The 16,060-nt window shown below is 72.6% G+C and carries 18 protein-coding genes and 1 pseudogene; 8 read left to right on the plus strand and 11 right to left on the minus strand.

The annotated features are described in order from the left end of the window. Window positions 1–29 precede the first annotated feature (29 nt). The gene (locus tag ACFC09_RS31160) at window positions 30–701 is read right to left on the minus strand and encodes a hypothetical protein (RefSeq protein ID WP_376533690.1); all 672 of its coding nucleotides are present in this window, start codon (window positions 699–701) and stop codon (window positions 30–32) included. 99 nt (window positions 702–800) lie between these two features. Further along, window positions 801–1,376 (minus strand): TerD family protein, encoded by a 576-nt coding sequence (locus tag ACFC09_RS31165; RefSeq protein WP_376533691.1) that lies wholly within the window; start codon window positions 1,374–1,376, stop codon window positions 801–803. A 329-nt stretch (window positions 1,377–1,705) separates the two neighbouring features. On the opposite strand from ACFC09_RS31165, the gene ACFC09_RS31170 reads away from it, so the two are divergent. Continuing rightward, window positions 1,706–2,089 carry a BlaI/MecI/CopY family transcriptional regulator gene (locus ACFC09_RS31170; RefSeq protein WP_376533692.1) on the plus strand — a complete coding sequence of 128 codons (384 nt, stop codon included), beginning with the start codon at window positions 1,706–1,708 and terminating at the stop codon, window positions 2,087–2,089. A 5-nt stretch (window positions 2,090–2,094) separates the two neighbouring features. Beyond that, window positions 2,095–3,045 (plus strand): M56 family metallopeptidase, encoded by a 951-nt coding sequence (locus tag ACFC09_RS31175; RefSeq protein ID WP_376533693.1) that lies wholly within the window; start codon window positions 2,095–2,097, stop codon window positions 3,043–3,045. 89 nt (window positions 3,046–3,134) lie between these two features. Here the strand turns inward: ACFC09_RS31175 and ACFC09_RS31180 are convergent, their stop codons facing one another. The 3 genes from ACFC09_RS31180 to ACFC09_RS31190 form a co-directional block, all read right to left on the minus strand. Then, window positions 3,135–3,590, minus strand: a complete 456-nt coding sequence (locus ACFC09_RS31180; protein ID WP_376533694.1) for a tellurite resistance TerB family protein — start codon at window positions 3,588–3,590, stop codon at window positions 3,135–3,137. Window positions 3,591–3,881: 291 nt separating this feature from the next. Then, window positions 3,882–4,541 (minus strand): hypothetical protein, encoded by a 660-nt coding sequence (locus ACFC09_RS31185; protein ID WP_376533695.1) that lies wholly within the window; start codon window positions 4,539–4,541, stop codon window positions 3,882–3,884. A 487-nt stretch (window positions 4,542–5,028) separates the two neighbouring features. Beyond that, on the minus strand, window positions 5,029–7,293 hold the full coding sequence (locus tag ACFC09_RS31190) for a heavy metal translocating P-type ATPase (protein WP_376533696.1): 2,265 nt from the start codon (window positions 7,291–7,293) through the stop codon (window positions 5,029–5,031). Between the two features lie 235 nt (window positions 7,294–7,528). On the opposite strand from ACFC09_RS31190, the gene ACFC09_RS31195 reads away from it, so the two are divergent. Next, window positions 7,529–8,713, plus strand: coding sequence for a PP2C family protein-serine/threonine phosphatase (locus ACFC09_RS31195; protein WP_376533697.1), 1,185 nt, complete (start codon window positions 7,529–7,531; stop codon window positions 8,711–8,713). A 121-nt stretch (window positions 8,714–8,834) separates the two neighbouring features. On the opposite strand, the gene ACFC09_RS31200 is transcribed toward ACFC09_RS31195, so the two are convergent. The 3 genes from ACFC09_RS31200 to ACFC09_RS31210 all read right to left on the minus strand — a co-directional run bounded on the left by ACFC09_RS31200 (window position 8,835) and on the right by ACFC09_RS31210 (window position 10,831). After that, entirely contained in the window at window positions 8,835–9,650 is an 816-nt protein-coding gene (locus ACFC09_RS31200) for an SAM-dependent methyltransferase (protein ID WP_376533698.1), read from the minus strand. Between the two features lie 67 nt (window positions 9,651–9,717). Beyond that, entirely contained in the window at window positions 9,718–9,954 is a 237-nt protein-coding gene (locus tag ACFC09_RS31205; RefSeq protein ID WP_376533699.1) for a DUF397 domain-containing protein, read from the minus strand. Window position 9,955: 1 nt separating this feature from the next. After that, on the minus strand, window positions 9,956–10,831 hold the full coding sequence (locus tag ACFC09_RS31210; protein WP_376533700.1) for a helix-turn-helix domain-containing protein: 876 nt from the start codon (window positions 10,829–10,831) through the stop codon (window positions 9,956–9,958). A gap of 323 nt (window positions 10,832–11,154) precedes the next feature. Here ACFC09_RS31210 and ACFC09_RS31215 point away from each other — a divergent pair, with 323 nt between their 5' ends. Further along, window positions 11,155–11,886: an ATP-binding protein gene (locus ACFC09_RS31215; RefSeq protein WP_376533701.1), complete on the plus strand. Its 732-nt coding sequence runs from the start codon at window positions 11,155–11,157 to the stop codon at window positions 11,884–11,886. A 268-nt stretch (window positions 11,887–12,154) separates the two neighbouring features. Here the strand turns inward: ACFC09_RS31215 and ACFC09_RS31220 are convergent. Further along, window positions 12,155–12,388, minus strand: a pseudogene (locus tag ACFC09_RS31220) (hypothetical protein); the annotation flags it as partial. 153 nt (window positions 12,389–12,541) lie between these two features. On the opposite strand from ACFC09_RS31220, the gene ACFC09_RS31225 reads away from it, so the two are divergent. The 4 genes from ACFC09_RS31225 (at window position 12,542) to tgmB (ending at window position 15,319) form a co-directional block, all read left to right on the plus strand. Continuing rightward, window positions 12,542–13,048 (plus strand): hypothetical protein, encoded by a 507-nt coding sequence (locus ACFC09_RS31225; protein WP_376533702.1) that lies wholly within the window; start codon window positions 12,542–12,544, stop codon window positions 13,046–13,048. A 23-nt stretch (window positions 13,049–13,071) separates the two neighbouring features. Then, entirely contained in the window at window positions 13,072–13,938 is an 867-nt protein-coding gene (locus ACFC09_RS31230; RefSeq protein ID WP_376533703.1) for a fructosamine kinase family protein, read from the plus strand. Between the two features lie 192 nt (window positions 13,939–14,130). Then, entirely contained in the window at window positions 14,131–14,322 is a 192-nt protein-coding gene (gene tgmA / locus ACFC09_RS31235) for a putative ATP-grasp-modified RiPP (protein WP_376533704.1), read from the plus strand. 16 nt (window positions 14,323–14,338) lie between these two features. Continuing rightward, window positions 14,339–15,319: an ATP-grasp ribosomal peptide maturase gene (gene tgmB, locus ACFC09_RS31240; protein WP_376533705.1), complete on the plus strand. Its 981-nt coding sequence runs from the start codon at window positions 14,339–14,341 to the stop codon at window positions 15,317–15,319. A 68-nt stretch (window positions 15,320–15,387) separates the two neighbouring features. On the opposite strand, the gene ACFC09_RS31245 is transcribed toward tgmB, so the two are convergent. Together ACFC09_RS31245 and ACFC09_RS31250 are read right to left on the minus strand one after the other, a co-directional pair. Beyond that, window positions 15,388–15,606 (minus strand): hypothetical protein, encoded by a 219-nt coding sequence (locus ACFC09_RS31245; protein ID WP_376533706.1) that lies wholly within the window; start codon window positions 15,604–15,606, stop codon window positions 15,388–15,390. 159 nt (window positions 15,607–15,765) lie between these two features. After that, window positions 15,766–16,002: a DUF5133 domain-containing protein gene (locus tag ACFC09_RS31250; RefSeq protein WP_376533707.1), complete on the minus strand. Its 237-nt coding sequence runs from the start codon at window positions 16,000–16,002 to the stop codon at window positions 15,766–15,768. Between the last annotated feature and the right edge of the window lie 58 nt (window positions 16,003–16,060).

Here is a 16,060-nt window from a genome sequence, read left to right on the forward strand (position 1 = left end):
TCTCTTTCTGTCACGGGGGTGTTCGGTGCCTAGGGAATGAGGGATTCGGGCAGTCGGCGCCGCAGGTACGGCAGGACGCCACGGTCCAGGAGTGCCTGCCGCCACGCCTGCCGGGCCCGCTCCGCGTCCGCCGCCGTCCCGGACCCGTACGGTCCGGCCGGTTGCCCCGGCGCACTGCGTCGGAGCGGCGTCCCGGGCGTGCTCCGCGCGTCCGGCCCGCCGTCCGTGCGCAGGACCGTCCGGGACAGCGCCGACAGCCCGATCCCGGCGGCGGCCAGCGCGACCACCGCCAGCGTCCAGCCCGCCGTGCGGACCGAGGCCGCGAACCGGGTCGCCGCACCGGCGAGGCGCAGCCCGTAGCCGATGAGCAGCAGGACGGCTGCGGAGAGGGCGGAGATCAGGGGCATCAGCGCGGCGGGCGGCAGCCGGAGATCCCCGCCGGTGGGCCGGTTGCGCGCGGACGGAGTGGTCCGGACGCCGTCGGTGGCCGACCGGGCTGCCACGTGGGCGGCGTATTCGTCGGGGACCGCCGCGGCGATCTCCGTCTCCGCCGCCAGCGCCCAGGTCCGCAGCCGCAGCGCGGCCCTACCGGTGGGATCGGCGCTCAGGGCGCCGCGGATCTCCGCGGTGTCCAGGGCCGCCAGGACCACCTGCCCGAAGTCCGCCCGGTCCGCCGGGCGCAGGCCCGGCCGGTCGCTCACGCTCCGCTCCGGCCGGCGGCCGGGCCCGCCGTCGGCCGCACAGGCGTGTGAGGGCCGGGGGCGCGGCCCTCACACGGGTCTGTGATGTGCGCCGGCTGCTCAGACATCGACTCCGAAGTCGGCGGCGATGCCCGCGAGGCCCGCGGCGTATCCCTGCCCGACCGCGCGGAACTTCCACTCGGCACCATTGCGGTACAGCTCGCCGAAGACCATCGCGGTCTCCGTCGAGGCGTCCTCGGACAGGTCGTAGCGCGCGATCTCGGCGCCGCCCGCCTGGTTCACCACGCGGATGAAGGCGTTGCGGACCTGGCCGAAGCTCTGGCCCCGCGAATCGGCGTCGTGGATCGAGACCGGGAAGACGATCCGCTCGATCTCGACGGGAACGGTGGCCAGATCGACCTTGATGGACTCGTCGTCGCCCTCTCCCTCGCCGGTGAGGTTGTCGCCGGTGTGCTCCACCGAACCCTCCGGGCTCTTGAGGTTGTTGTAGAAGACGAAGTGCTGGTTCGAGACGACCTTGCCGGAGGAGTTCAGCAGCAGCGCGGACGCGTCCAGGTCGAAGTCGGCCCCGGTGGTGGTCCGTACGTCCCAGCCCAGCCCCACGAGCACCGCACTCAGACCCGGCGCCTCCTTGCTCAGCGAGACATTGCCGCCCTTGGCCAGGGAAACACCCATGTTCCATTCCTCCACACACACGGTCGGTTCGGGTCCGGGTCGGGACCCGAACTAGAATCTACAACACTGTAGAAGTAATCGTGGAGACGGCGCGTGCGGACCTCATCGAATGCGCCAGGCGGTCGCCGCACAGCCGCAGGCGGCCGGAGGGCGGGAGCCGGGGCCCTCGGCGGTAGCGATCCCCGCCGCCGCGCTCCCGGCGGGCTCCGGTCCGAACGCCCCTGCCGGGTGACGGACCGCTGCGGTCCGGCTCCGTACGCCGGCTCTATACGATGTGACGCCGCCGGCCGGAGAGGCCGGGCACAGGGGGAGCAGAAGGGAGAGGGCACGTGGCGAAGCCGGATCCGACCCGGCCGCGCCGGGCGCAGGGCGCACTGGAGACGCAGGTGCTCGCGGCGCTCCACGAGGCAGGGGGCCCGGTGACCGCCGGCTGGGTGCAGGACCGGCTGGCCGCCGGCCTCGCCTACACCACCGTGATGACGGTGCTGGCCCGGTTGCTGGCCAAGGACGCCGTCACACGCCGGCGCGAAGGCCGCTCGTTCGTGTGGCTGCCCGCCGCGGACGAGGCCGGTCTCGCCGCGCTGAAGATGCACAGGGTCCTGGACGGCGAACGGGACCGCAAGGCAGTGCTGGCCAGCTTCGTCACCACGCTGCCGCAGGACGACGAGCAGCTGCTGCGCGAGCTGCTGGACCAGGCAGACGACGAGGACTGACCACCATGGGGATCTTCGTCTTCCTCCCGTTGCTGCTGCCGTTGACCGCGTGGCCGATCGCCCGCCTGGCCGAACACCGCCTCCATCCCCGGACCGCGACACTGCTGCTGACCGGTGTCTCCTCGGTCATGGCCCTGTGCAGCACGGTGTGCCTGGCACTGCTGATGGTGGTCGGCACGGCACAGCTGCCCGGCAATCCGCTGCCGGACGCCTGGTCGGACTCCGAGGTGCGGGAGAGCGTGCCGCGCCACGAGATCGTCGGCAAGGCCGCGATCCCCGCACTGCTCGCGGTGCTCGGCGGCGGTCTGCGCACGCTGCTGCGCCACCACTGGTTGCGGCGCCGCGCCCACCAGGCCCTGGCCGGGCTGCCCCGTACGGAGGTGGCGGTGCTGCCCGCCACCGAGTCGTACGCCTACGCGCTGCCGGGCGGCCCGCGTGACCGCGTCGTGGTCTCGACGGGCATGCTCGGCCACCTCGCCCCGCCGGAACGCCGGGCCCTGTTCGCCCATGAGCGCACCCATCTCACGGCCCGGCACCACCGCCATCTGCTGCTGGTCCGGCTGGCCGCCTGCGCCAACCCGTTCCTGTGGCCGCTGCGGAGGGCCGTGGCCTATACGACGGAGCGCTGGGCCGACGAGGCGGCGGCCCAGGCCGTCGGCAGCCGCCGGGTGGTCGCTCGGGCGATCGGCAAGGCGGCGCTCGTCTCACGCTCCACGCCCGCCTCCCCGTTCGCCGCGTTCGCCCCGTTCGCCCCGTTCGCTTCGCCGGGACCGCTCCCCCGCCGGGTGGCGGCCCTGCTCGGACCGGCACCGGCCGGGCGCGCCTGGCCGCCCGTCTTCACCGCCGTGGGCCTGGCCCTGTGGACCGCCGCGACCGGAGCCCTGCTGTCGGCGATGTTCTCGGCCAACTCGGCCTTCACGCTGCTGCTGCTCCTGCACGCGGCCACACCCCTGTGATCCGGTCCCGGTGACGCGGCGGGCGGGCCGCAGCCCCTCGCCCGCGCGACGCGGTCCGGCCCACAGGGGGCCAGTGCCGGGGCACTAGCTCACAGGTCGAACTCGTGGGGCGGCAGGTCCAGCGCGAAACAGGCGTCCCGGACCACGGCTCGCTCGGTGGCGTCGAAGTCGCCGTCGGCGCCGCCGATGACGATGCCGATCTGAATCACAGCGCGGGCCTCGGCGGGCTTCTTCTTCGCCTTGGCGATCTCCTGGAGCACGCTGACCTTGCCGAAGTCGAAGTCGGCCGTCAGTTTGCCCAGGTTCTCCTCGAAACGGCGCCGCAGGTCGTCCGCCGGGAAGTTCTGCAGCACCTCGTTGGTGGCGATCAGCTGGGCGACCCGCTGCCGCTCGCTCGGGTCGATGGTCCCGTCGGCGGCGGCGACGAGCGCGCACATCGCCATGCTCGCGTCCCGGAACGCACCGCTTTTCAGGTCGTTCTTCTTCGCCACCAACTGAGTCTGCATCTGCGACGCCGAGTCCTTGATGCGGTCCCACAGGGCCATGTCGGCTTCCCTCGCTCCTGGGCCGCCGCGCCACGCCCCAAGACGGACCGGCAGCCAACTTCCTTCTACAGTTCTGTAGAAGATAGCAGGGCGGGCGTCCGGCCCGGCGGCCGCCTCCGCCCCGCCGGGGGCGGGTCGAGCGAGGCGGCCGATGCGGTGCGGCGACGCCTCGCGGGGCACGGCCGGTACCCGCACGGCCCGTACGGCAGGGACACAGCAGGGCCGGCACGGGCGGTACGACGACGCCGTACCGCCCGTACGGCAGCGCGGCGCGGCCCGTACGGCGGGCACTCAGCGCACAGCGTGATCGCCCCGCTCCCGCATGCGCGCCTCCTCGATGCGGCCGAGCAGGAACGGCACCATCCCCCGCTCCAGCAGGGCGAGTTCCCACGCCGCCCGCGCCGCGGCCACCTCGGGGCCGGTGTCGGGCAGGGCGCCGCCGGGCTCGCTGCCGGGATGGTTGCGCGCCGCAGTCGCCAGCATCCAGACCAGGTCGCCGATCGCCGCCCCGGCGGCCACCGCGGCGGCGAGGAGGCCGACCGTGATCAGTCCGTCGCCGACGTAAGGACGGCCGCCGACGACACGCAGGGCGTAGCCGGACATCAGGAAGACGGCGGCGGCCACGGCCGCCAGGCCCGGTACGACCACGGCGAACAGGGCCAGCAGCCCACCCGTGCGGCTCACCGACGGCGCCGCGAGGCCCGCGGCCTCCGGCGGCCCGCCCCGTCCCGCGTCCGCCGATCTCGCGACGAGGTAGTCCTGGTACTCGACGGCCGCCGCGGCGGTGATGGCCGTACGCGCCTTCGCCGCCCGGGCCCGCAGCCGCTCCGGGTCGAGTGTCGCGCCGGGGCGCTTCAGCGCGTCCACGATCTGCGTGGAGCCCAGGGCCTGCGCGAGCACCCGCTCGAACACGACACCGATCTCCGTACCCGACAGCGCGGGATCCGACATGTGTCCCCCGAAGAGTGAAAGCCGGCGGCGCTCACGGCATGCGCGACTGCCGCACCTTACGGCGGTTGAGGAATGGCGAGTCTAATGGTTCCCGAATTGCGCAACCTTTAAAGACTCGTCCAGGGATCCGCACGTCGGACGCACGGGGCAGCGTGCCACTTGCGTGATCCGCGAGAGGCGAAAGGGGCGGAAGCGGACGGCGCAGCGGCCGTGCCCAGCAGCGACGCCGTCGCGTGCGCGCGAGCAGGTGCCACGGTGCGCGTCACCTTTGCGACCGGGGATGTACACGAACGTGCCGCCGGGCGCGGACGCGTCGCACCGCGCCGCTCACACTGCGGGGCCCGGGGCGTGAGCTTCGGTCCGCCGGCGAACGGGCCGTGCCGCCTGCCCGTGGAGACGAAGGAGCCACGGGGCCTCCGCCCCGCCGGCGCCGAACCGTACGGCGTGGGCAGGGCGGACGCCCCGTGGCTCCGGTCGGCCGGACCGGTCAGCCGGCGGTGGCCCGGAAGCGGCGCAGCCGGAGGCTGTTGCCGACCACGAAGGCCGAGGAGAAGGCCATGGCCGCACCGGCGATCATCGGGTTCAGCAGCCCGGCCGCGGCGAGCGGCAGGGCAGCCACGTTGTAGGCGAAGGCCCAGAACAGGTTGGACCGGATGACGCCGAGCGTCCTGCGGGCGAGCCGGATGGCGTCGGCGGCGACACGCAGGTCCCCGCGGACGAGCGTCAGATCGCCCGCCTCGATCGCGGCGTCGGTCCCGGTGCCCATGGCCAGGCCCAGGTCGGCCTGGGCCAGCGCCGCGGCGTCGTTGACCCCGTCGCCGACCATCGCGACCGAACGGCCTTCGCCCTGGAGGCGCTTGACGACGTCCACCTTGTCCTGCGGCAGCACCTCAGCGAAGACGTGCTCCGGTGCGATGCCCACCTCCGCGGCGACGGCCTCGGCCACGGCGCGGTTGTCCCCGGTGAGCAGGATCGGGGTGAGTCCGAGGTCGCGCAGTCGCCGTACGGCCTCCGGGCTCGTGTCCTTGACCGCGTCGGCGACTTCGAGGACCGCGCGGGCCTCCCCGTCCCAGGCGACCACGACGGCCGTACGGCCCGCGGTCTCGGCGGCGGCCTTCGCCCGCGCCAGTTCCTCCGGCAGGGACATGGCCCAGTCGGCGAGCAGCTGCTCGCGGCCGACCAGGACGGCATGCCCGTCGACGACGCCCTGCACTCCGCGCCCCGGGATGTTGGCGAAGTCCTCCGGTACCGGCAGCGGTCCTACCCGGTCGGCCGCGACAGCCGCGACGGCCTGGGCCACGGGGTGCTCGGACGCGTGCTCCAGCGCGCCGGCGAGGCGCAGCACCTCCGGTTCGTCGGTGCCTTCGGCCGGGTGCACGGCGAGCAGGGTCATCCGGCCGGTGGTGACGGTGCCGGTCTTGTCGAGGACGACGGTGTCGGCCCTGCGGGTGCTCTCCAGCACCTCGGGTCCCTTGATGAGGATGCCGAGCTGTGCGCCTCGGCCGGTTCCCACCAGCAGTGCCGTCGGGGTGGCGAGCCCCAGGGCGCAGGGGCAGGCGATGATCAGGACGGCGACCGCGGCGGTGAAGGCGGCGGTGAGTCCGGCGCCGTTGCCCAGCCAGAAGCCGAAGGTGGCCAGGGCCAGGGCGATCACCACGGGGACGAAGACGCCGGAGATCCGGTCGGCGAGCCGTTGTGCGGCCGCCTTGCCGTTCTGGGCGTCCTCGACGAGCCGGGCCATGCGGGCGAGCTGGGTGTCGGCGCCCACCCGGGTGGCCTCCACGACGAGGCGTCCCCCCGCGTTCAGCGTGGCCCCGGTGACGCCGTCCCCGACACCCACCTCGACCGGGACGGACTCGCCGGTGAGCATGGACGCGTCCACCGCGGACGAGCCCTCGACGACGGTGCCGTCGGTGGCGATCTTCTCGCCGGGCCGTACGACGAAGCGGTCGCCGACCTTCAACTCCCCTATCGGGAGCGGGCGCTCCCGGCCGTCGCGGAGGACGGTGACCTCCTTGGCACCGAGTTCCAGCAGTGCCTTGAGCGCGGCGCCCGCCTTCCGCTTGGACCGGGCCTCGAAGTACCGTCCGGCCAGGATGAAGGCCGTGACACCGGCGGCGGCCTCCAGGTAGATGTTCCCGGCCCCGTCGGTGCGGGCGATGGTCAGCTCGAAGGCGTGTGTCATGCCGGGCGTCCCCGCCGTGCCGAGGAACAGTGCCCACAGGGACCACAGGAAGGCGGCCGACACACCGACCGAGATCAGGGTGTCCATGGTGGAGGCGCCGTGCCGGGCGTTGGTCCAGGCGGCCCGGTGGAAGGGCCAGGCCGCGTAGGTCACCACGGGCGCCGCCAGGGTGAGGGACAGCCACTGCCAGTACTCGAACTGCAGCGCCGGGACCATCGCCATGAGGATCACCGGCACGGCGAGGACCACGGCGGTGGTCAGCCGCTGCCGCAGGGTGCGCAGCTCGTCGTCCGGACGGTCGGCCGAGGAGCCTGCCGGGGTGTCCTGGACGGGTTCGGGGGACGGCTCCTGAGCCGTGTACCCGGTGGCCTCGACGGTGGCGATGAGGTCCGCCACGGCGACACCGTCATCGAAGGCGACCTTGGCCTTCTCGGTCGCATAGTTGACGGTGGCCCGCACTCCGACCATGCGGTTGAGTTTCTTCTCGATCCGCGCGGCGCACGAGGCGCAGGTCATGCCGCCGATGGCGAGTTCGACCTCGGCGGCATCGGAAGCGGTGGTGGTCATGTCTGCTCCTCCTCACGGACCGTATCCACGATCACTATACCCCTAAGGGGTATCTTCATGACTCCACTTATACCCCTCCCCGGTATGTGACGCAAGAGTGAGGGAGATTTTTTTGTACTCCTGTGGGGTACCCGCGGGTGCTGCCGGGCCCTCGCCGGGGCGGCCCTGGATCCGGCAGAGCCCTCCGCCCGGCACAGGATGGCCGTCCGCCCGGGGGTGGGGCAGGCTTGATGTCATGAGTGACCGGCAGGGCGTGGCGGGTCTCGGGCAGTCGTGGCAGTCGAGCCAGGTGCTGCTGCTGCTTCCGTTCGCGCTCATCGCCGCGATCACGGTGGTGGACACCCAGTTCGCCGACGACATCCACCTGGGTCCCGCCCTGGTCATCGCCCCGGCGCTCACCGCGTCCTTCGCCGGTCCGCGGATCACAGGAGCGGTCGGAGTGCTGGCCGTGGCGGCGCAGACCCTCATCGGCGCCGTGCACGGCGGGCTGTCGGCCGCCAACAACATCGTGCAGATCATCACCCTCTCGGTGCTGTCCGTGCTGGTCGTGCTCTACTGCGCCCTCCGGGACCGCAAGCGCGACCAGCTCGCCCGGATCCGATCGGTGGCCGAGGCCGCCCAGCACGTCCTGATGTGGCCGCTGCCGGAGCAGTTGGGGGTCGTACGGATCGCCTCCCTGTACCTGGCCGCCGAGGACGAGGCCCAGATCGGCGGCGACCTGTACGCGGCGACCCGGGCCTTCGACGGCGTACGGGTCCTGATCGGTGACGTGCGCGGCAAGGGGCTGCCCGCGGTCGGTGAGGCGGCCACCCTGCTGGGGGCGTTCCGCGAGGCGGCGCCCCGGCGCCCCGTGCTGACGGATCTGGCCGAAGCCCTGGAGCAGAGCGTGCAGCGCTACGCCGCCGACTTCGAGCCGCCCGAGGAGGCCGGCGAGCGCTTCGCGACCGCGCTGCTGGTGGAGATCCCCGACGACCATCCGATCGTCCGGCTGGCGTCCTGCGGCCACCCGCCGCCGCTGCTCGTCAGCCAGGGCCGCACGCTCACCGTGCCGGCCCTGCGCCCCGCTCCCCCCTTGGGGGTCCAGCCCACCGAGCCGGGCGAGCGGGTGCTGGACGAGGTCCCCTTCGAGCCGGGCGACACGCTGCTGCTCTACACGGACGGCGTCATCGAGGCCCGCGACGCCGACGGCCGGTTCTACCCGCTGGCCGAGCGCATCGCCCGGTGGACCGACGCGCCGCCCGAGACCCTCGTCCAGCGGGTCCGGCGGGATCTGGTCGCCCATACCGGCGGGCTCCTCAACGACGACGCCGCGCTGGTCGCCCTGCACCGCACCTCCGCCGAGCACGGACGGCACCACGGGCGGGTCATCGGCACGGACGCGCTGCGCCTGAGCGTCCGGCCCGGCTCCCCCACCGGCTGACCGGGCCGGCGCACCGGGACGTGGGCGGGCGCACCCGGGAGCCGGCGAGGGGGGGCGGAAAGGCACGCCGGGAACGGGGCCGGGGCGCCGCCGGGTCCCGGCGGCGCCGCGGCCCCGTGGTTCACGGCTTGCGGGCCACCGCTCCGTACATCGCGATGTCCTCGTCGCGGATGCCCTTCTCGCCCGTGCCGTCCGGGTGCCACTTGTGGACCTGGACGACGCCCGGCCCGACCAGGTCGAGGCCGTCGAAGAACTCGTGGGCCTCGTCGAGGGTGCGCAGCCGCATCGGCATGTTGCGGGCCGCGTACTCGCGGGCGACCCGGCCCACCTCCGCGGGCGCGAACTCGGCGGTGCCGATGGACATCGCCAGGTAGCTGCCGGAGGGCAGCGGCTCCAGGAGACGGCGTACGACGGCGACCGCGTCGTCCTCGTCGAGCATGAAGTGGACGATGGCGATCACCGTGAGCGCCACCGGCCTGCCGAGGTCGAGCGTCTCGCGCAGCTCCGGGGCGTCCAGGATGGCGGCCGGGTCGCGGAAGTCGGCCTCGATGTACGCCGTCCTGCCCTCGGGCGTGCTGGCCAGCAGTCCCTGGGAGAGGGTGAGCACGATGGGGTCGTTGTCCACGTAGACGACCCGCGCCTGAGGGGAGACCGCCTGGGCGATCTCGTGGAGGTTCGGCGAGGTCGGGATGCCGGTGCCGACGTCCAGGAACTGTCGCATGCCCGCCTCCTCGGCGAGCCAGCGCACGGCCCGGTTCATCCAGTCCCGGTTGGCGCGCATGTGGACGGGCAGGGCGGGCCACTCCCGGGACATGGCGTCGCCCGCCTCCTTGTCCGCGGGGTAGTAGTCCTTGCCGCCCAGTATGTAGTCGTAGATCCGCGCGGAGTGGGCGTTCTCGGTGTCGATGCGGTCGGCCGGCCATCCGTTGTCGGGCAACGCCGTGTCTCCCATTCGAGTCGGGAATGCAGAGGGGTCGGTGGAACAACAGCGGTAACAGGGCGGTTCACAGGAGGAAGTCGGCGGCACCCGCCTTCACACCGGTCAGGAAGCTGGTCACCTCCCGCGGGGTGAAGACCAGCGCCGGGCCGTCGGGATCGGTCGACTGTCGTACGGCGACACGCCCGTCGGCGAGCCGCTTCACTTCCACGCAGGCACCGCCGGCGTCGTCGCTCCACGGCTTGGACCAGCCACACGTGCCGAGTTCACGGGACGGCACGCCGTTGTGTATGGGATCGCACACGTCACAACTCCTTCCGTATCGCACCGAGGACGGTTTCGGTCTTCCTGGCGGGAGCCGCCTGGGCGCCCAACCGGTCCAGGGCCTCGCGGTACACCACGACGTCGTCGCTCTTGTCCAGGTAGACCGCGCCCACCAGGCCGTTGAGGTAGACGACGTCCGGGAGTTCACGGGCCCGGAACCGGAAGAGGTGGTAGGCACCGGCCCGCATGGCGGGATGCGGACCACTGGCGAACGGCATGATCTGCACGGTCACCTGCGGCAACCGGTTGACCTCGATCAGGTGGTCGATCTGCGCGCGCATCACCGGGGATCCACCGACCGGCCAGCGCAGCACCGTCTCGTCCATCACGACCCACAGCCGTGGCGGCGCCTCGCGCGTGAGGAGTTCCTGGCGCCGCAGGCGCAGCGCGACCCGCCGCTCCGTGGCCTCCGCCGGGGCGTGCGGGTTGCCGGCGGTCAGCAGGGCGCGCGCGTACTCCGGTGTCTGCAGCAGCCCGTGGACGAATTCGTTCTCGTAGGCGCGGATCTGCAGTGCGGCCTGCTCCAGGCTCAGATATGCGGCGAACCAGTCCGGCATGACGTCGCGGTACGTGTGCCACCAGCCGCGCTTGTTGGCCTCGCGCGCGGACTGCAGGAAGGTGGCCACCTCCGCCGGGTCCGTCACGCCGTAGACCTGGAGAAGTTTCTCGGCGTCGGCCAGCCGCAGCCGGGCCACCTTGGCGGCCTCCATCCGGCGGATGGTGGAGTGGCTGACCCCGATGGCCGCGCCCGCCTGGTCGTACGTCAGACCGGCCCGGACGCGCAGTTCCTCCAGTTGCCTGCCGAGGATCATGCGCAGGACGGAAGGGACGCCGCCCCAGTCGGTCTCCGCGGCCACGCCTACCCCCTCGCACCAGGTTCCCGGTTCACAGTCTCACGCGGTCGATCTAGGCCCCTCATCCGGTCGTCCGTTGACGTATGCAGCATGCACGTGGCCACCTGAAAATTTCAACTTGCTGGTTGCGAACGGATGTTGGCAGATGCCAGAGTGGACGTACCGACCCGGCTCTACGAAAGAGCAGGTGAGACAACCCAGTTGGGGGACTTCGGGCTGCACCCGTGCGCCCTCGGGCCCGGGTTGCCGCCTGTTCGTCGTGCGCGGCCGGCCGAGGTGAGACCGACACCCCCCACTTTGCGAGGCCGGACGAAAGGCGTACGGCGATGACTCCGCCCTCCTTCCCCCAGCCACTGGACCGACTCTCCGACGACCGATCCCCCGACGGACCGCCGGGGAACTGGCGCCCCGGCCTGGTGCCGGGCCGCGAGAAATTCGCCGGCTCGCACGGAGCGGACCGTTCGTGCTGCTCGACCCTGTCGGCGGGTTCCACCAGACCACCCGGAGGCGAGCACGCCGGTCGACTCCCCGGGCCCGACGGCCCCGACCCTCTCGCCTCCGGGGCTCAGCCACCCGGCCGTCTGCACGCGTTCGACCTGCCCGCGACCCCGGAATCGGTCGGCGCGGCCCGCAGAGCCGTGCGCGAACTGCTGACCGGGTGGGGCACCGGCGACGACGTCCTGGACAACGCCGTCATCGTCACGTCCGAGCTGGTCACCAACGCGGTCAACCATTCGGCCAGCGAGCGGATCGCCTGCCGGCTGCGCGCTACCCCGGGCCGGCTCCGCATAGAGGTCGAGGACCAGAACCGTGCGGCCGCGCTGCCGACGCCCCGGCGGCCCGACCCGGACGACCAGAACGGACGCGGACTGCTCCTCGTCGAAGCACTCAGCTGTGACTGGGGTGTCGCCGACGCCCGCCGTTCCGCACGCGTCGTGTGGGCCGAGCTGACCACGAGCCCGGACACCGGCGCTCCGTCGGCCCCGCACCCCGACCGGTCCACCCCCCACTCGGCCGAAGGACGTCTGCCCCATGGACCATGGTTCACCCAGCCCTGACCGGGGCCTGAGGCGCGCCGCCCGCCCGGTTGCCCCCGCGGCGATCCCGATCCACCGCACGGCACGTCTGCGCGCGGCCGACCCCTCCTGGACGGGAGCGCGCCCCAAACCGGGCCCCGGCCCGGTCGGGGCCGCCGCGCACGCGTGACCCCCGCACCGAGACGCGCGCCCCCTCCCCCGCGCCCGCCCCGCCGGGGGCGGCCCGGTCCATGGTGCGGCAGCGGTGCAGCGCGCCGGTCCGGCCGGTGTGCTCGAACTCCGCCGCACGGACGGCGGGCCTGACCAGGGCGGAGATCGCGGCGACGGTGGCGCCCCGGTCGTGTCCCACGATCACCGCGGACCGCTCGGCGGAGCAGCCGCAGCCGTGTACGTCGATGGCCACGGCCCGGTGTCCGGCGGCGGCCTGCGCGGTCAGCCGACGGCGCCGGGAGTACCAGGACTGCGGAAGTACCAGGGCTCCGGGAATCCGGTAGTCCGGGAGTCCGTGCACGAGGAGCACGAGGAGCACGAGCGGGTCCGGGTCACGGACCGGCTCGCATTTGTTCGGATTCTGTCACCGATGCGCGGAATGCCGTTCTCCGCGTCCTGCTGTGCGCGAACACGTGCTAACAATTTTTTGTCGGCCCGTCGAGGCCGCAGGGGGAGGTAAGACCGCGTGAACCGCATCCGTACGGACGTCACGGTCCTGACCACGACCGGACTCCTCACCGCCGCTCAACTCGGCCCGTCCCAGGCCGCCTCCGCGCAGCCCACCGCCCAGAGTTCCGGCTGCCCGCTCGCCGTCGCGCATCCGTCCCGTTTCTCCGTCGACACGCACGGCCGGGGTCCGCATCCCATCCGGATGCGGACCCCTTCCGTCTGCGGCGGCGGCCGGCATTTCGGGATCAAGAACAAGCGCACCACGAAAAGCTTCAAGAAGGTCGCCTTCACCGTCACGAATGTCGAGGACGTGGGTTTCGGTTCGGCCACAGCCAACGGCGGCAAGATCGGCCACCAGACGTCGAAGGCGGTGTCGGTCCACACGACGACGCCGAAGGAAAAGGCGAGCCTCGGCGTCACGGTCCGCACCCGTCTGCTGGACACCCGTACGTACAAGGCGAGGTTCACCCTGTCGGGAAACGGCTGGAACTGCGCCGCCGACCAGGGAACCTGGGGCAGCTGATCACCGGGGATACGCTGGAGTGCATGGTGCCGAGCGGCGAGAAAGCGCGGGCGGCGGCGTCCCGGCTCACCGGGCGACCGGCGAGCGGCGAGCGTCGGCTGTCCGGGACGCTGAGCGAGGTCACCCTCGACGGCGGACCGGTCGTGGTGGTCAAACGCGGACACGCGCCGCGTGCCGCCGCGGCCGAGGCGGCCGGGCTGCGCTGGCTGGCCGCCTCGGGCACGGTCCGGGTACCGGCCGTCCGGGGCCAGGACGCGCGGTGGCTGGTGGTCGACCGGGTTCCCACCGGGCGGCCCGACGCGGACGCCGCGCTCCGGTTCGGCCGTGAGCTGGCCGGCCTGCACGCCGCCGGCGCGCCCGCCTTCGGTTCCGCCCCGCCCGACGGCCCCAGGGACGCGTACATCGGTCTGGCTCCGATGCGCAACGTCCCCGGCGCCGACTGGCCGGCCTGGTACGCCGAGCACCGGGTGCTCCCCTACGTGCGACACGCCGCCGACGACGGCACCATCGGCCGGGAGGAGGCCGGCCTGCTGGAGCGGGTCTGCGAGCAACTGCCGCGGCTGGCGGGCCCCGCCGAGCCACCGGCCCGGCTGCACGGCGACCTGTGGGCCGGCAATGTGCTGTGGGGTACCGACGGCCGCGTCCGGCTCATCGATCCGGCCGCGCACGGCGGACACCGCGAGACCGACCTGGCGATGCTCCGGCTGTTCGGCTGCCCCCACCTGGACCGGGTGCTCGACGGCTACCAGGAGACCAGGCCCCTGGCACCGGGCTGGCGCGACCGTGTCGGACTGCACCAACTGTTCCCGCTCCTCGTCCACGCGGTGCTGTTCGGCCGCGGCTACGCCGAGCGGGCCGTCGCGGCGGCCCGGCGGATCCTGACTGCCTGACCCGGTTCGCACGAGGAGGGCTCCCCTTGTCGTCATGTGCCGGACGGATGTGCCTTCTTCGGGCCGCCGACGGAACAAGACTCCGTTACTTCCTTAATACGTCCTTAATTAGGACTGAGATTACGGAGAGTAAGGAAACCAACCAGGCGTTCGAATCGTATAAGTGCATGGAAGCCGAAACAGGGAGAGACCATGCAACCGTTCACGCTCAACTACGCCCGACCGGCAGTGCAGTTGGAAATCACCAATGAGTACATGTACGACTCCGGACTGCAGTTGAACGTGCTCCCCGATGGCCGGGTCGCCGCGACCGACCACGCGACACTCAGAGCGCTGGGGACCACGACCTCCACCGCCGGCTCCAAGACGCACTTCGACGACTGACCACGAGCCCCCCACGATGACCGTGCTCATCCTGACCAGTGAAGAGGACGTCACGGCGGACATGGTGGTCCTCCGGCTCAACGAGGCCGGCGTGCCCGTCGTGCGTCTCGATCCAGCGGATCTCCCCAGCCGGGTCGCCCTGTCCGCCGAGTACGTGCAGGGCGTCAGCCACGGCCACCTGTCCGTCGCGGGCCGTCTGGTGAGCATGAGCGCTCTGCGCTCCGTCTGGGTGCGCAGACCGGGCGCACCGGCTGCCCGGGCCGCCCAGCCGTCCGCCTGGCTGACCGAGGAGGCGTCCCAGGCGCTGTACGGCATGCTGCGCTGCACCGACGCCCGCTGGATGAACCATCCGGACGCCGCCCGGCGGGCCCGCCACAAGCCGTGGCAGCTGAGGCTCGCCCAGCGCAGCGGGCTACCCGTGCCCGCCACCCTGATCACGACGTTCCCGCAGGCCGCCCGCGAGTTCTCGGAACGCTTCCCGGACCTCGTGGTCAAACCCGTCTCCGGCACGCACCCCCAGGAACCGCCGCGGGCGGTGCCGACCAGCAGGGTCGCGCCGGACACCGACTTCTCGGCCGTCGCGTTCGGTCCGACCCTGTTGCAGCGGCGGGTGCCGAAGCGGGCCGACATCCGGCTGACCGCCGTCGGCGACCGGCTGTTCGCCGCCCGCAAGGCGGTCGAGCCGGACGCCGACCCGGACGACGTGGACGTCAGGTTCGCTCCGTCCCTGTCCCCGTGGGCCCCGGTGGCGGTGCCACCACCGGTCGCGACGGCCGTCCACACCTATCTGCGGGAGGCCGGACTCGCCTACGGGGCGTTCGACTTCGCCGAGGACACGGAGGGCGTCTGGTGGTTCCTGGAGTGCAACCAGTCGGGCCAGTTCGGCTTCGTCGAGATGGACACCGACCAGCCCATTGCCCGAGCCATCGCGCAGTGGCTGGCGAGCCCGCCCGGCGAACCACGCCGACCGTCCGGCGAGACCGGTCCGGCCGGATGACGGCCCACGCCGCGCCCGGCGCCGCTCTGCCCCGGGGGCCCGGGCTCCCGCCGCGCCCTCTTTGGGGCTCAGGGCGCCCCGCTGCCCGGCAACTGCTGCACCCGCTGCCACTGTCCGGGCCGGCTCGGGGGCACCGCCGGCAGGCCGTCGGGCACCCCCGGCGACCGCGGCGGCGGTATGACCGCTTCCACCTCCCTGCGCAGGCGGTCGGCCTCTCTCCGCACTCCTGCGGGTACGTCGCCGCGTTCCGCGACGAGCCGGTCGTAGATGGGGGAATCCTGGAACACCCGTCAAAGCGCCTTTCGAGCCCGGCCCATGGATATGGGCACAGACGACGAGTTTAAGGAACCATGCCGGACGAGGTGGGAGTTCCGGACAGTGCTTGACAACACAGTTCTTGACAGCGGTGCGACGTGAGGGGCGGCGTTCGGCCGCTGCCGCTGCCGTCATCCGGCGAGCGGGAGTCCGCTCTCGTCGCGGTCCCGGCGGGCCCGGGAGAGCAGGGCATCGGCCCGGACGATGGCCTCGCGGACGTGCGCGGTGCCCGTCGCCGCGCACAGGCTGCGACTCACGTCCGCCAGTTCGCGCGCCGCCGACGGTGTCGGCCGTTCCGCCTGGGCGATCCGCAACGAGGCGTAGCGGGTCAGCAGCTGTCTGACGACCATGGGGTCCAGGACCGGCACGTGAATGCCCCTTTCTCGTTTTATGCGCTGCGTATGCCCGGGAAACCGGAGTTCATTC

The organism is Streptomyces sp. NPDC056161 (assembly GCF_042268025.1).
In the GTDB taxonomy this organism is placed as follows: Bacteria; Actinomycetota; Actinomycetes; order Streptomycetales; family Streptomycetaceae; genus Streptomyces.